The organism is Flavobacterium sp. W22_SRS_FP1, assembly GCF_052113685.1.
Classification (GTDB): domain Bacteria; phylum Bacteroidota; class Bacteroidia; order Flavobacteriales; family Flavobacteriaceae; genus Flavobacterium.
In genome coordinates this window covers 42,905-59,090 of record NZ_JBGQOE010000012.1, presented here as the reverse complement: position 1 = coordinate 59,090, position 16,186 = coordinate 42,905, and the positions used below count along the sequence as shown (strand labels likewise).

Sequence of the window (16,186 nt, the reverse complement as noted above, 5' to 3'; positions counted from 1 at the left end):
CGAATCGTGTAAATCAGAATCAGAAATGATAAGAAATGATCTAAAACATATCCAATTACAAGTTAAAAAATCGAAAAACGATCTTCCCAATTCTTTGGCCGAAAATTACTTAACCGCAGAAGGAATCGAACTCAAAGAAACCTATACCGAAAAAGATATTGAAAATCTCAAGCATCTTGATTTTGCGGCTGGCTTCGCACCCAATTTACGGGGGCCATACACAACTATGTATGTTCGTCGTCCCTGGACAATTAGACAATATGCCGGATTTTCAACAGCCGAAGAAAGCAATGCTTTTTACAGACGTAATCTTGCTGCGGGTCAAAAAGGGTTGTCTATTGCATTTGATTTACCCACGCACCGCGGCTATGACTCAGATCATGAACGCGTCGTTGGAGATGTCGGGAAAGCAGGCGTAGCAATCGATTCTGTTGAAGATATGAAAGTATTGTTTGACCAGATTCCATTAGATGAAATGTCGGTATCCATGACCATGAACGGCGCAGTATTACCCATAATGGCATTTTATATCGTGGCAGCTGAAGAACAAGGCGTAAAACCAGAACAACTTTCAGGAACCATACAGAATGACATCCTTAAGGAATTTATGGTGCGTAACACTTACATCTACCCTCCTGCTCCCTCGATGAAGATCATTGCAGATATATTTGAATATAGTAGCAAACGAATGCCTAAATTCAATTCCATATCGATATCTGGCTACCATATGCAGGAAGCAGGTGCAACGGCCGATATTGAATTGGCTTACACCCTTGCTGATGGATTAGAATACATCAAAACCGGTTTATCAACCGGTATGAAAATAGATGACTTTGCCCCGCGTCTTTCCTTTTTCTGGGCTATAGGTATGAATCATTTTATGGAGATAGCCAAAATGCGCGCCGCGAGAATGATTTGGGCTAAATTAGTAAAACGGTTTGATCCAAAAGATGACAAATCATTGGCTTTAAGAACCCATTCCCAAACAAGCGGATGGAGTTTAACAGAGCAAGACCCCTTCAATAATGTGGCCCGTACCTGCATTGAAGCCTCAGCAGCAGCATTTGGAGGTACACAATCCCTACATACCAATGCACTTGACGAAGCTATAGCATTACCAACTGATTTTTCGGCAAGGATTGCAAGAAATACACAGATATACTTACAAGAAGAAACCAAAATCACAAGAACAGTTGATCCTTGGGCCGGAAGCTATTATGTAGAAACTTTGACGCATGAAATCGCGCAAAATGCATGGAAACTAATCGAAGAAGTGGAAGAGCTTGGCGGAATGACTAAGGCGATTGAAGCGGGGATTCCTAAACTAAGGATTGAAGAAGCTGCCGCCAGAAAACAAGCGCGTATTGACAGCTCACAAGATATCATCATAGGAGTAAACAAATACCGTCTAGAAAAGGAAGACCCTTTACAAATTCTCGATGTGGATAACCAAAAAGTGCGTAAGCAACAATTAGAACAGCTAGACCACATCAAATCGACAAGAGACTCTGAAAAAGTTCAAGAATCACTCAGAAAACTAATCCTTTGCGCCCAAAGCGGAGAAGGAAATTTATTAGAAATAGCCGTAGATGCCGCAAGAAACCGAACAACATTAGGTGAAATTAGTGATGCTCTGGAAACGGTTTTCGGAAGATATAAAGCACAAATTAAATCCTTTAGTGGTGTGTATAGTAAAGAAATAAAAGACGACAAAAGTTTTGAGAAAGCTAAACAGCTTGCGGATACCTTTGCAAAACAGGAAGGCCGCCGTCCGAGAATTATGATTGCTAAAATGGGGCAAGACGGACATGACCGCGGGGCCAAAGTTGTGGCTACCGGTTATGCTGACGTAGGCTTTGACGTGGATATTGGGCCTCTTTTTCAAACTCCTGCCGAAGCGGCAAAACAAGCTATTGAAAACGACGTACATATTTTGGGCGTTTCCTCTTTGGCCGCTGGACACAAAACACTAGTTCCTCAAGTAATTGAAGAACTAAAAAAATACGGCCGAGAAGACATCATGGTGGTCGTGGGAGGAGTGATTCCCTCGCAAGATTATCAATATTTATTTGACGCAGGAGCTGTTGCTGTTTTTGGCCCTGGAACAAAAATCAGCGATGCAGCAATCAAGATCTTGGAAATTTTGATTGGCAACTAGCATACTAGTAACATCAATTTTCTCGTACAAAAAAACATCAAATGAAGATTTGGTGTTTTTTTGTGCCCATATTATATTAATTAGACATAATAAAAGCTTTTTATTAAATAAAATGTTGTAGCACATTATATATTTTAACAAAACTTACACAATCAATTGATTATCAATGCTTAAAAAAAACATAACTTTATATATATGGTTAACAACGGCTATATAATATCCCAAATCTTAATTGTTGTTTTATTAAAAAAATGTAGATTAAATAATAATAATAATAATAAGGGGAAGTAAACAAAAGGCCTTAATTATTTAAATCTCTACTGAATTATTAATCAATTAAATTCAACTATTATGAAGACTTATGTAATTGCTTTGTTGGCTTTAGGGTTAACAACACTATCTTATTCACAAGATAAAATGGATAGAGATTCAAAAAGCGGGACTATTAGTATGGAAGAGCTACCTGCTCTTGTAATCAAAAGTGCTGGAGACGACTTTTCAATCTATTTACCAGACAAAAATAGCGATCCTAAGGTCAGGAAACTCCAAGACAGTTTCATTGCGTATGACCTCGGTAAAAACTTCGAGGGCTATGATACCTATTTAGTTGTTATGGAAATAAAAGGAGGATCTTTGTCAGCCACTTACAACGAAAACGGGAAATTAATCTCTGTCGTGGAAAATTATAAGGACGTAAAACTTCCAGGTGATGTAATCTACTCTATTTATAAAAAATTCCCTGGATGGGAAATCGTAAATGATAAGTACTTATATTCCCAAAAAGAAGGTGATATTATAAAAAAACAGTATAATCTGAAAATTAAAAAAGGTAAAGAAACCAAAAAATTGACAGTTCACCCAGACGGTGCGATCATTGCTGGGTTATAAATAAAAATAACCTAAAACAATACTCAATTAGCTGCCCGATAAAACGGGCAGCTTTTTTATTGAGTATGTTTTCAAAAAGCATTTTTTTCTGACTAAAATAACTCTTAAAAAAATCCACGTTATTAACACAATATTACCAAAAAATTAACATTTAACATCTACGAAAAAAACTAACTTTACTATAGAGCATCTATTTTTAAACTATCAATCAAAAAAAATACATAATAATGATAATTCACAAATGTCTGACTAACAAGTTGTTAATTTAATTAACAAAGCTATAAATCTCATTATTATCCTATATTATTTAAAACCTAATTACAAATTTAAAACTAAATATTATGAAAACATTTATTACTGCTTTATTGTTATTGGGGTTAACCACTTCATCTTATTCTCAGGATAAAATGAAGAAAGACCGAGAAGAAGGAATCATGAAAATGGAAGAATTACCGGCAGTTGTTATTAAACGCGTCGGTACTGATTTTTCAGTTTATCTTCCAGACAATCATCCTGATCAAGACGTCAGAAGGATGGAAGAAAAATTTATTGCTTATGACATAGGGAAAGATTATGAGGGTGCTGAAACCTACTTATTACTAATGAAAACTAAAGATGGTTCCTTATCAGCAACCTACAACGAAAAAGGCAAACTGATTCGTGTTGTGGAGGAGTATAAAAATGTTCGATTACCCAATGAGGTGATTTATTCCATCTACAGAACATATCCTGACTGGACTATTGTAAACGACAAATACCTGTACAGCCAAGAGGAAGGAGATATCCTAAAAAAACAATATAATCTCAAAATTAAAAAAGGCAAACAAACCCTTAAGTTGACAGTTCAAGACGATGGGCATATACTAAAAGTTCGATAAAATAAAAGGCAGTTAAACCATATGGTTTAACTGCCTTTTTTATTTTGATTAATTATAATTTAATTCCGACTTACGACCGCATTTACATTTGCTACTATCAGTGAAGTATCATATCCGCCAAACGCTTTCATATAACTTCGTATTGAAGCACCGTAAGCATCTTTAATAGATACATTACCATTATTTCTAAAGTACCTTTTTACAGAACCTGCACCACCTAGATGAGCTGCAGCCAAAATACCAGATTCAGTCACTACGATTCCATTAACCATAGTGCCATTGTATTTCTTGATAATGTCTTGTAAAATCCACTTGTTCTTTGACAAAAGCGCTACAAATGCCCTTTCTTGCATCCTAGGACTTCTTAAGAATAAAGAACTGTCGTATATTCCAACTGATCTTAGGGTTTCAGTACCAAATTGGTATTTACCCATATATCCAAGAGAATTTATTGTTTTATATTTTCCTTCGGATTCTTTGAAGGCAAGTGCCTCTTTAAAACCAATAAATAAATTTCCTGTAAATGGGATATTCATATTGGTGTAATCTTCTTGTTCTAGAGATGGATATAAGTATCGAACTCCATCTGGGTTTTTTATTAGAAACCATTGATTTGACTCTATTTTAAGAGGTTTAAAACCCGCACTTAAAAAGGCTATAATAATAGCTAAACTTGCATAAAAATACCATTTTCTTACCATAAATTGTTTTTCTTCAAAACGCTGTCCCGTTGAGAAATTTCTAAGTGCAAAGGTACACTAAAATTTATAAAGCTGAAAACCAAGCTATTAATCTTGTCTAAAAATATACAACGTGGGCTGTAATTCCTTATATAGCATAGCATTCAATCATTTTAGCCGGAATTATAAAACACTAAAAGATATAAAAAAACATGTTGTAAAAATATGTTTTTTAGTACATTTTCGTCAGCTAAACGTCAAAATACATATTTAATAGTCAAAAAAAATCTCGTTTATTAGGCGAATTATTCTCTTTTAAATAACTTCAGCGTGAGCTTAGATTGTTAACCCATAAAAAATCTTCTTTATCGGTGATGCTTCATAAATTTAAAACAAATAAAAATATAAACTCTTAGACTTGCCTAAAAGTAGATAAAGTGCCATTTAAATTGGTTGAAGTGCGCTAATTCCAGGGTTGGAGCCGGAATTTTTACCGTATTCAAAACGGAAAACAGAGTCTTTAAAGCATGTGAATTAGTTTTTATTTTAGTTAAATCCACATCAAAACTCAAATAAAACTGCCGACTTCTGATATTATTTGGCCCCAGAAACATATTAACATTTTCACCGTTCCCGCTGATCATGCCTTCAGCACCATAACCAACTGCGAAATTCAGCCATCTAGGTATTTTTGAGTCTTTGAGAAAAGAGTGCAGATTAGCCGAAAGCCAATAGGTTTGTCCGTTGTAATCTTTCAGTAGCTGTTCCGTGAAGGAATGCCCCAAAACATTAGGTCTGTCTTTTGCATACTGGCTTACATGGAAAGAAAATTTTGGGAGAATACGTTGTTCATTCCATAAAAGCTCCTGCGATACGTATAAGGCGGTACCTGATGCGTTTGCAATAATATCTCCAGGTGAGGCACCCCATTCAGAAGAAAAGCCATCCATGACCTCTACGGCGGTCAGAAACGCAAATCCAAAACTTGCGCCATAGATTAATTGATTCTTTTTAGAAGATCCACTCCATTCAAGCATTTCGGAGCTCAACCTGCCCATTTGGTAAGAAGAATAAAAATGGCCCACTTTGTCCATTTGTAACCACTCTGAATTATCATTTATAAAATGAAATTTAGATTTTGGATAATCAGCATACCAAAGTTGGTTTAAACCTATTAATGCTCCAGAAGCTAAAACCGCTTCAGAAATAAACAACGTTTTGTTCCTTTTGACATTTAAACTGTCAGAAGGTTTCAGGAAATCATCTATTGCAGACTGACCAAAAGCTCCCTGGATTCCCAGCACCAAAAAAAATAGTAAAAAGCTTTTATTTTTATAGTTCAAAACTATCTTTTCACTCCTTGGCTGTTGATCCAATTTGAGTATTTTTTGGCATTTTTATTATGTTCAGACAAAGTCGCTGCAAATTCGTGATAACCAAAACGATCAACACTAGCACAAAAATAAATAAAATCATTTTTTTCTGGGTTTAAAACTGCCTCAAGAGCAGTGATATCCGGCATTGCAATGGGACCTGGAGGAAGACCTGTATTGACATAGGTATTATAAGGAGATGCCATTGTTAAATCGTTATAAAATACCCTTTTGATAACTTGTTCAAAATCATTTGATTTCTTTTTGATAGCAAATATCACAGTAGGATCCGCTTGAAGTGGCATTCCCAACCTTAACCTATTCAGGTAAACTCCCGCTATTCGTGGTCTTTCATCTTTTTTTACTGATTCTTTGTGCACTATCGAAGCCAAGATAGTCGCTTCGATTGGCGTTAAACCTTGTTCCTTAGCTTTTGCAACACGTTCTTTGTTCCAAAACTTACGATATTCCTTAATCATTTTATCTCGGAATTTATCGGCACTTGTGTTCCAATAGATTTCATAGGTGTTAGGAATGCATACGGCCAAGACATTATATTCATTAAAACCATTTTCTTTCAAAAAAATGGAATCTTTAAATGAAGTTAATAATGACAAACTATCCGCTTCAATTTGTGAGCCTACCCGTCCAGCCAAATTTTCTATCCTTTCTTGATTATTGAAAGCTAAGTTTACCGGTAAATTTCTTCTCAAACTTTTCACCAAATCATAACTGTTCATCCCTTTAGTAAATAAATAACGTCCCGAACCTACGTTTTGAGGATAGCTCATTTTATCTGCAACCTTTTCAAAACGATCCATATGCAGAATATAAGGTGCCACTATGTTCTTGACAGTATCAAAATTTGCATCTGTTGGAATATAGACATACACTTCTTTTTCCCCGAACTTGGTATTCTCTGCAAAAATTTGTCCTATCAAAATAAATCCGTAAACAACTAAGGCAGATATCAAACCGATAGATGCGATTGTAATAATTTTTTTTAAATTCAAAACTAAAATATTAAAATTGTTGATTAATTAATTGGAAAATAGCCTCGTCCTTATAGATTCCATTTACAAGATTCCAATCTTTTTTTGTCCCTATATTTTGGAAGCCAAATTTAGTAAAAAGAGCGATACTAGATCTATTTTCAGTACCTATATTTGCATACAACTGATGCAGGTTTAAATGATAGAAAGCATACTGGATTAACAAGCCTAATGCTTCCGATCCTATATTTTTATTTCGATTATCCTTGCCTTGAATTACGATACCAACTCCTGCCCTATTATTCTTTGGATCAAAATCAAACAAATCTATTAAGCCCAGAGCGGGAAAGTCTCGGTCTTGGCAAATGGCTAATCGCAATTGCTTCGCTTCATAAATATCCTGATGTGCGTTTTCTAGGTATTGTTTCACTAAAAACCGACTGTAAGGCGTCTGGGTATTACTCACTTCCCAAATTGATTGTTCGTTTTCAATGGCATATATAAACTCCAAATCATTTGGCTCCAATGCCCTGATATATATATTATCTCCTTTTAGTGTAATCATAAGAGTTTTAGGTACTGTTTTTTATTAAATAGCGATTGATCCTTTAAAAACAAATTCGGCTGGACCTATCAGAAAAACATTGGTATATTGATTGTCTTTCCTATCAAATGAAACGGCTAATTTTCCACCTTCCACATTCACGTCTATTGCCGTGGCAGTGGTCAAGCCAGTTGCGTTCATAGCAATTGCAACAGCTGTAGCTCCTGTTCCGCAAGCCAAAGTTTCATCTTCCACTCCTCTTTCGTAAGTACGGATAGAAAAAGTGCTGTCATTTATTTGTTTTACGAAATTGATATTGCTTCCTTCTTCTCCATACAAGCCACCATAGCGGATAGCAGCTCCGTTTTCCTTCACATTAAAATGCTCCAAATCATCTACTAATTCAACATGATGGGGAGAGCCCGTGTTTAGAAAAGTATAATTTAAGTCTGTTTTAATTTCCGTAACATCAATCATTTGCAGTGATACGATTCCGTCTTCGGTAACGCTTGCCTGGTGCAATCCATCTATGGCAATAAAGCTACAGTTGTTTTTAATGACATGCAGTTTTTTGGCGAAAGCCACTAAGCATCTTCCTCCATTACCGCACATAGTACTTTGGTTTCCATCGGAATTGTAATAGACCATTTTGAAATCAGTTTCGGCGTCATTCTCCAATAGAATAAGACCGTCACCACCTATACCGAAACGTCTGTCACATAAATGGGCAATCAATGTAATATCTTCCTTTGGGAAAGTATTCGTACGATTGTCGATCATCACGAAATCATTTCCTGTTCCTTGGTATTTATAAAATTCTATTTGCATTTTTTTTTAGTTGTGTTGCACAAAAGTACAAACTATTAATGAAATGTTAATCAATGTTAAAGAGCGTTAAACTGTTTTTTACAAGCCTTTTTTGCTTTAATTTTACTTGTCAAATAACGTAAAAACAAACTGTAGTATGAAACGATTTTCACAGCTTTTTTTAATTTCTTTATTGAGCGGAGTCACAACATTAGGTGCTTACAAATTACTATTTGAAAATAATGGAATATTGTCGACTAATAAAAGCCCGATAACAACAGTTGCTACCGATAACTTTTCTAAAAAAGTAGGTTTATCTCCTGAAGTGCTCGATTTTACCGAAGCGGCCGAGAAGACGATCCATACCGTAGTCCATGTAAAAAATGTTTCCTATAAAACAGTTACTAACCCCATGCTAGAGTATTTTTATGGCTATAAAGGGGGACAAACTCAGGAACAAGTAGGAGCGGGTTCTGGCGTGATAATTTCGGAAGATGGTTATATCGTCACCAACAATCATGTTATCAAGGGAGCTTCGGAAATTGAAATTACCTTAAACAATAAAAAATCATACAAAGCGAAACTCATCGGTACGGATTCAAAAATGGATATCGCACTGCTAAAAATTGATGCAAACGAAAAACTTCCTTATACCCCATTTGGTAATTCTGATTCGGTAAAAATTGGAGAATGGGTATTAGCTGTTGGTAATCCATATAATTTAACCTCAACTGTTACAGCAGGAATAATTTCGGCAAAAGCCAGAACACTAGATGCAAAGGGGATTCAATCCTTCATACAAACAGATGCTGCGGTAAACCCCGGAAATAGCGGTGGTGCATTAATAAACACCCGCGGAGATTTAGTGGGTATCAATACCATGATCTCTTCTATGACAGGTTCGTATGTAGGATATTCTTTTGCAGTTCCGTCGAATATTGCTCGAAAAATTATTGAAGACATCATGGAATACGGAAATGTGCAAAGGGGAATTCTAGGAGTCGAAGGTGGTGAACTTAATGCTATGGCCTCCAAAGAATTAGGCATTACAAGAACGGAAGGTTTTTACATCAGTACCGTTACCAAAAATTCTGGTGCCGAAAAATCTGGACTTAGAAAAGGAGATATTATCGTCAAACTCGACGATCAAAGTATTGCCACTTTTGCCGATCTATCGGGATACATAAATACCAAACGACCAAAAGACAAAATACAAGTCACTTTTATGAGAGACGGAAATAGCAGAACAGTTCCGGTAGTATTGAGTAAAAACGAATTTTTCAGTACTGAATTTAAAGGGATTCAACTAGAGAATATTGATGCTGCAGACAAAAAAAGGTTTAATCTTGATTACGGAGTAAAAATAAAATCAATCTCAAATGAAAATCTGCTACAATACAGCGACGAGCTAAAGGGAAACATAATATTGAGTATAGATAACGTAAAAGCAAAAGATATTGAATCGGTTTCTAAACTTTTAAATGAAAAAGACGAAAACGAAAGCGTCCGACTTGAAATGATCAATAAAAACGGAGAAGTGTTCAGAATTATCATCTGATAATCCCCTGCTTCAAAAACTCAAAGCCGACTTGCAAAAACAAGTCGGCTTTGAGTTTTAAAAAAAACCATAAAACACTTTACGAAATCGATTGAAATTGCTATTTTTGCGCCAAATTTAAAGAAATAATTACTCAATTTTTACAAATTTTTCACCTATGAATAATACAACTTTGTACCAAAAAGAAGTTTCATTTCAAGTCGACAGACGACGTTCAGCAGTCGAATTAATCAAAATAATAAGTGATTTATGGTATGACAAATCCATAGAGATGGTTTTATTTAAAAACCAATTACTAGATAAAAATGTAAATGAGATCATCAATTTGCATCAGTATGCAGGCGAATTTGTGGGCAAACCAATTAATGTATTTTCTTCGGTAGAAATTGCCAAAGTTATTTTATCATTAGAATTGCCGCCTTCGAAACTTGACATTGGTAAATTGACATACGAATACCTTTTGGAAGAAGACAAATACGAAGACGCAAGACATTTTGTGCTGGACAAATTAAAAGAAGCCAAATTTTCTGAAGAAATACAACCCAAAGATGTGGTTTTATACGGTTTTGGTAGGATCGGACGTTTACTAGCCAGAGAGCTGATGTCTAAGACTGGGAAAGGGAACCAGTTGCGATTAAGAGCGATTGTAACCCGAGATAAAAATGACGCTTCAAGCCTTGAAAAAAGAGCTTCCTTATTGCGATATGATTCTATTCATGGTGATTTTCAAGGTTCCGTTACCGCTGACACTAAAAATAATGCACTAATTATCAACGGAACTACTGTTCATATCATCACGGCAAACGCGCCAGAGGACATCGACTACACCGTTTATGACATTGACAATGCTTTAGTTATAGATAACACAGGTGCTTTTACCAATAAAGAAGCCCTGAGTAGACATTTGGTCTCAAAAGGAGCACACAAAGTACTTTTAACCGCTCCGGGAAAAGGAGTACCAAATATCGTTCATGGCGTAAATCAAAACGAGTATAATCCTGACGAAACAGACATTTTCTCCGCAGCCTCTTGCACAACCAATGCCATCACTCCGATACTGAAAGTCGTTGAAGATACTTTAGGTGTAGTAAAAGGTCATTTAGAAACGATTCATTCTTACACGAATGACCAGAACTTAGTAGACAACATGCACAAAAAATACCGTCGTGGTAGAGCTGCAGCACTAAACATGGTTATTACCGAAACTGGTGCAGGAACAGCAGTTGCAAAAGCACTGCCTTCACTAGAAGGCAAGCTAACATCGAATGCGATTCGGGTTCCCGTTCCTAATGGTTCATTGGTTGTATTGAATTTAGAAGTGTCCAAAGAAACTTCGATTGAAGAAGTTAACGCCATCATGAAAAAATATGCCCTTGAAGGCGAATTAGTGGAGCAAATTAAATATTCTACAAATAACGAATTGGTTTCTTCTGATATTGTTGGTACTTCGGCACCCTCAATTTATGACAGTAATGCCACTATCGTTTCCAATGATGGAAAAAACATCGTATTGTACATCTGGTATGATAACGAATACGGTTATAGCCATCAGGTAATCCGATTGGCAAAATATATCGCTAAAGTAAGACGTTTCACCTACTACTAGCATACAAATTACAGGTTGGATATTGCTTTTGCAGATTTTTAGTTTTTAGTTTTTAGTTCAAGTTTAAGATTTAAAGTTTACGGTAATCCAGCCTGTATCAAATAAAAAATCCGTCCCGTTATTGCAACGAGACGGATTTTTTTTATGGTTTGTTGAGTAGAGGAGAAAGAGAAAAAAGTGAGTAGAAAATAGAGTAAAGAATTATGAGCAAAATTCACTACTCACTTTTCACTATGCTTGATATTCCCTTTTTTCTATACTGTCTTTTCTATACTCTTTATTCTATGCTCTCTTTTCTATACTCTCTTTTCTATATTCTCTTTTCTATATTCTCTTTTCTATACTCTCTTTTCTATATTCTTTACTCTGTGTTCTTTATTCTATACTCTTTACTCTGTGTTCTTTATTCTATGGCTCTCTTCAAAAAACTACTTTTTACCTCTAGTCAAATAATAAACTGGTACTCCCAGTAGCATGATTAACACACCCCAACCACTCGTACTCGTTTTGGTAAAAAACAAAGCAATACAGATGGCACTTGCTACCACAATATAAAGTCCAGGTAAAAATGGATAACCAAAAGCCTTATAAGGTCTTTCGGCATCTGGCATTTTTCTACGAAGAACAAAAATTCCTAAGATGGTTAGTATGTAAAAAATCAAAACGATGATTACCACAAAATCTAGCAAATCACCATATTTTCCTGTCAAACACAAAGCCGAAGCCCAAATACATTGTGCCCATAAGGCCCATGCAGGAACGCTCGCTTTATTCAATTCGGCTGCTTTCTTAAAGAAAACTCCGTCTTTGGCCATAGTATAATACACTCTGGCTCCCGCCATAATCAATCCGTTGTTGCAGGCAAAAGTCGAAATCATAATCATCACAGCGATAATCAAAGTTCCTATTCCACCAAAAATGTATTGCGAAGCAACAACACCAACACGATCAGATGGAGCAGTAGCAATATCTTGCAAAGGCACTACTGCCAGATACATCAAGTTAGCCAATACATAAATACAACATACAATCATTGTACCCAGAAATAGACTTAAACCTACGTTGCGTTTAGGGTTTTTAATTTCGCCTGCTATAAAAGTTACGCCTTCCCAAGCCACACTCGAGAATATTGAACCTACCAAAGCGGCAGAAATTGCTGAGATCAAAACCGTTCCGCCAATAGGAATCCAGTTTCCACTAGCCACATCAAGTGATCTAGCCCCCCAAGCATCAGCCCAGTTCGCATCCCAAACTTCCATTTTAGCAGCCATGAAACCAAAAACGATGATTCCGGCCAATGATAAAATTTTAATTATCGTTAAGATAGTCTGTAGCGTTTTAGAGTTCTTTACCCCGCGACTGTTTACATAACTCAATAAAACAATCGTCACAATAGAAACCAGCTGTGCGGCATTTAGTTTAAAATCACCCAACTCATACAAAATATTCGTATCGCTAACGGGCGGAAACAAATAGGCAGTAAATTTAGCAAAAGCCACACCCACTGCGGCAATCGTACCGGTTTGTATCACGGCAAAGAAACTCCAGCCGTATAAAAACCCAATCAACTTACCATAAGCCTCTTTGATGTACACATATTGGCCACCAGCTTTAGGAAACATGGCACTCAGTTCGCCATAACTCACCGCGGCAATCACGGTAATAACTCCCGTAAGCACCCACATGGCGATCAGCCAGCCTGCAGAACCCACTTGGCGCACCATATCTGAGCTCACTATAAATATTCCAGACCCAATCATGGAGCCCACAACAAGCATCGTTCCGTCAAATAAGCCTAGTTCTCTTTTAAAATCGTCTTGGTTCTCTTCTTGCATAACTAAAATTTGGTTTTTTGGTTTTTGAAATGGCTAAAGATATACTTTTTTGCGAAATCGATTAAGTAATATCCATATTCTTTTGGGCGTGGCCTTGTTGCAGAGCGATCGCAGTTAGCCAGAAATTCCCTGTCAGCAACAAGCTCAGGCTATACGCTACAATCTCCCGAAAAAACGGGAGGATTTTCGCTGCTATCCTTCACGCAAAACCCTAGTACCAAGAATAGGACGCCTGAACCAAAAAAGAACTTGGAGTTTTAATTTACCTAATGTCCTCTACAAGAAACTACATCTGCAAAACAATAGGAAAAAACTGAATATTAATCCAGAAAACAACCAGAAGTTGTTATATTTGCTAGTATCCGCCCACAAAATAAAAATTCTAAATAAAAAAATGAAAATTAAAAATCTACTTTATTTAATTATCTCACTAAATACATCCCTAATGTCTTTTGGTCAAGAAAAAGACCTAAACCTTATCGTTACAGTTCCAAATGAGAGCGATGAAGTTTATATAAATATCAATTCAAATGTTAATTCAATTATTAAGAACGAAAAAATATTATTAAACAGGAGATCTAAATATGAAAGAACTTTAAATCAAACGTTTTCCTATCCTTTAAATTTTAAATTTATAAACTCAGACTCCGACTCCGAAGGAATAACTCTGGAAGCGGTAAATCATTTTAATACAAGCAGAATTGATTATCCATTAAAGGATACTTTGAAATTAAACATTACAATTTGGCATGATAGACTATTAAGTAAAAGAAAATATCTGAAAAGTATTATTGATAAACCTAAAAATGTATCTAAAATAAAAGTTCTAAATATGGCGACGTTTCATATGCGATACACTCCAGACGCAAACAAAACAAGTTTCAACAACTTAGATTTAAGTAACCTTAAAGTTTTAAAGGAAATAGCACAACAAATTAGTGAATTTAAACCGACAATAATAGCCATTGAATCAAACCCAGAAGAAGATTCTCATTATCAAAACTTATATTCAGAATACATTAAAAATCCAAACATTAAATTTGATTCACCTTCAGAAATTGAATTACTGGCTTTTGAAGTCGGTAAATTATCAAATATTAAAGCAGATAAAATATTCGGTATAAATAACCCACTAGCTTATAATTATAGTTTGGGTTCACTCATTGATAATAATTCCATTGATTCATTGACCTACAACACTTTTATAAAATTTCCCGAAATATACTACCCTATAATCGAGGAATTTAACGATGAAAATGTAAATTCTGATAATTTAAAAAACAATTTAATAAAAAGTAATCAACCTGAATCTTTAAATTATATCATGCAGACAAATGCAGACATTTTAACCTATGTTGCCACACGCAATAATTTTGAAGGAGCTGACGAAGCAGCAAAATATTATCAAAGAAACTTAAGAATGTTTTCAAATTTAAATAGAATCCATGTTAATGAAAACGATAGAGTTTTTATTCTAATGGGATCCTCTCACACGGCTTTCTTTAATGATTTCTTGCAAAGAAGCCCTAAATACGAATTAATAGAGATAAATAAATTTTTAAAATAAAAGAAACAACGCTAACAGTTGAGAAAGATTCTGATTTCAAGGTGAATTTAAAGTTGGATCTATACTCGTTTAAAAAGCAATAATCGGAAAACCACAGCCTAGCTAATTTCCAAAACCATAGCAAGCCGAGGGGGAAGCTGTCAAATGCTTTACAAAAAAAGCAGCACTTAAAAAAGTGCTGCTCCTCAAAAAATCGTTCTCTTACATAAGCTTTCTACCATTTTTCTAAACCCAATAATTTTTTTCCTAATGGGTTTAATTCAGCAGTGTCATATTTTGTTTGTTCCCATTTTCTAGGATCACCGGGAAAAGCATAACCTTCGGGCGCAACACGGTTTTTCCAGGAATTAATTCGCCATTCTCGCAAAGCTTCATTGTCTTCCTCGGCTGGCATCATAGAAATGTACTGGGCAATCCGTACTTTATCGCCGCTAACATTTGGCCTAATTCCGTGTGGCTGCAAACTATTAAAAACCAACAAATCACCCGCTTCCATTTTTACTTTTTCCAACTCAAACCCTTCCGTGTCTGGACGAAAACGGTTTCTGTCTTCGGGTTGCGTTAATTTCCAAGTGTCATAAGTCCTGAACAGTTCTGGAAGGCACTGAAAACCGCCAACATTTAAGTCCGTCTGATCTGCCAATGCCAGCACACCTTGCACATTTACTGGTTTCGTCTCTGGGTCATAATCCCAATGAATAAATCCTTTGTATTCGTAATCAGGACGAATGGGAATATTCAAAATGGCGCGATCAATAGTGACCCATAATTTATCTGTTCCCCAAATATCTGCAAAAACATCATGTACTTTTTGTACCATGCGGTTATTCCATAAATGCTGGTTGTTGTATACTTCGACCATTCCAGTATTAGCCAGTTCCTTCATTTGCATTTCTGCTCTTGGTGCGGTGTACCAAGTATTCCTATCGTTAGGATCTTTTTCTTCAAATTCCCATAAAAAATCGGCAGTTGCTTTTACCTGCTCTTTTGGCACCACGTTCTTTATAACAATATAACCATTGGTTACCCAAAAATCCCATTCCGCCTCAGTCAACACTCGCAGCGGTTTGCCATTGCTACGATCGTTTAATTTTGAGGTACTACTTTTTGCAGTCGATGGATTACCCGGAATATCTTTATGCGCATCATTGGTCTGCATTGTTGGCGCCATCGTGGGTACCACTTTTTTATTTTCCATAATATGAGATTTAGATTCAAATTCCTTTTCGTTACTACAAATTTATAAGGAAATGGAAAGTGTTTCCACAGCTAGATTAGCCAAAACTTATACTGTATTGAT

13 protein-coding genes are annotated in these 16,186 nt (G+C 35.8%); 6 read left to right on the top strand and 7 right to left on the bottom strand.

The genetic code is table 11. The annotated features are described in order from the left end of the window. Positions 1 to 25: 25 nt before the first annotated feature. The 3 genes from scpA to ACEN2H_RS08710 all read left to right on the top strand — a co-directional run bounded on the left by scpA (position 26) and on the right by ACEN2H_RS08710 (position 3,924). Positions 26 to 2,158 carry a methylmalonyl-CoA mutase gene (scpA, locus tag ACEN2H_RS08720; protein WP_441731944.1) on the top strand — a complete coding sequence of 711 codons (2,133 nt, stop codon included), beginning with the start codon at positions 26 to 28 and terminating at the stop codon, positions 2,156 to 2,158. Between the two features lie 351 nt (positions 2,159 to 2,509). Then, positions 2,510 to 3,046 (top strand): hypothetical protein, encoded by a 537-nt coding sequence (locus ACEN2H_RS08715; protein ID WP_441731943.1) that lies wholly within the window; start codon positions 2,510 to 2,512, stop codon positions 3,044 to 3,046. Between the two features lie 341 nt (positions 3,047 to 3,387). Beyond that, positions 3,388 to 3,924 carry a hypothetical protein gene (locus tag ACEN2H_RS08710; protein ID WP_441731942.1) on the top strand — a complete coding sequence of 179 codons (537 nt, stop codon included), beginning with the start codon at positions 3,388 to 3,390 and terminating at the stop codon, positions 3,922 to 3,924. Between the two features lie 59 nt (positions 3,925 to 3,983). Here ACEN2H_RS08710 and ACEN2H_RS08705 read toward each other — a convergent pair whose 3' ends face one another. The 5 genes from ACEN2H_RS08705 to dapF form a co-directional block, all read right to left on the bottom strand. Continuing rightward, a complete protein-coding gene (locus tag ACEN2H_RS08705) occupies positions 3,984 to 4,625 on the bottom strand; it encodes a peptidoglycan-binding protein LysM (RefSeq protein ID WP_441731941.1) in 642 nt (213 codons plus the stop codon). A gap of 401 nt (positions 4,626 to 5,026) precedes the next feature. Beyond that, entirely contained in the window at positions 5,027 to 5,947 is a 921-nt protein-coding gene (locus ACEN2H_RS08700) for a DUF2279 domain-containing protein (protein WP_441731940.1), read from the bottom strand. A 2-nt stretch (positions 5,948 to 5,949) separates the two neighbouring features. Further along, complete coding sequence (gene mltG, locus ACEN2H_RS08695; RefSeq protein WP_441731939.1) at positions 5,950 to 6,990, bottom strand: endolytic transglycosylase MltG; 1,041 nt, start codon at positions 6,988 to 6,990, stop codon at positions 5,950 to 5,952. Between the two features lie 10 nt (positions 6,991 to 7,000). Further along, a complete protein-coding gene (locus tag ACEN2H_RS08690) occupies positions 7,001 to 7,534 on the bottom strand; it encodes a GNAT family N-acetyltransferase (protein WP_441731938.1) in 534 nt (177 codons plus the stop codon). 24 nt (positions 7,535 to 7,558) lie between these two features. Beyond that, positions 7,559 to 8,341 carry a diaminopimelate epimerase gene (gene dapF, locus ACEN2H_RS08685; RefSeq protein WP_441731937.1) on the bottom strand — a complete coding sequence of 261 codons (783 nt, stop codon included), beginning with the start codon at positions 8,339 to 8,341 and terminating at the stop codon, positions 7,559 to 7,561. Between the two features lie 136 nt (positions 8,342 to 8,477). Here dapF and ACEN2H_RS08680 point away from each other — a divergent pair, with 136 nt between their 5' ends. Together ACEN2H_RS08680 and ACEN2H_RS08675 are read left to right on the top strand one after the other, a co-directional pair. Beyond that, positions 8,478 to 9,878 (top strand): trypsin-like peptidase domain-containing protein, encoded by a 1,401-nt coding sequence (locus tag ACEN2H_RS08680; RefSeq protein ID WP_441731936.1) that lies wholly within the window; start codon positions 8,478 to 8,480, stop codon positions 9,876 to 9,878. Positions 9,879 to 10,035: 157 nt separating this feature from the next. Further along, positions 10,036 to 11,484, top strand: coding sequence for a glyceraldehyde-3-phosphate dehydrogenase (locus ACEN2H_RS08675; RefSeq protein WP_441731935.1), 1,449 nt, complete (start codon positions 10,036 to 10,038; stop codon positions 11,482 to 11,484). 428 nt (positions 11,485 to 11,912) lie between these two features. Here ACEN2H_RS08675 and ACEN2H_RS08670 read toward each other — a convergent pair whose 3' ends face one another. Next, complete coding sequence (locus tag ACEN2H_RS08670; RefSeq protein WP_441731934.1) at positions 11,913 to 13,319, bottom strand: APC family permease; 1,407 nt, start codon at positions 13,317 to 13,319, stop codon at positions 11,913 to 11,915. 394 nt (positions 13,320 to 13,713) lie between these two features. Between ACEN2H_RS08670 and ACEN2H_RS08665 the strand changes: the two genes are divergently transcribed. Then, a complete protein-coding gene (locus ACEN2H_RS08665; RefSeq protein WP_441731932.1) occupies positions 13,714 to 14,886 on the top strand; it encodes a DUF5694 domain-containing protein in 1,173 nt (390 codons plus the stop codon). 214 nt (positions 14,887 to 15,100) lie between these two features. Here ACEN2H_RS08665 and ACEN2H_RS08660 read toward each other — a convergent pair whose 3' ends face one another. Beyond that, the gene (locus ACEN2H_RS08660; protein WP_441731931.1) at positions 15,101 to 16,084 is read right to left on the bottom strand and encodes a phytanoyl-CoA dioxygenase family protein; all 984 of its coding nucleotides are present in this window, start codon (positions 16,082 to 16,084) and stop codon (positions 15,101 to 15,103) included. Positions 16,085 to 16,186 lie beyond the last annotated feature (102 nt).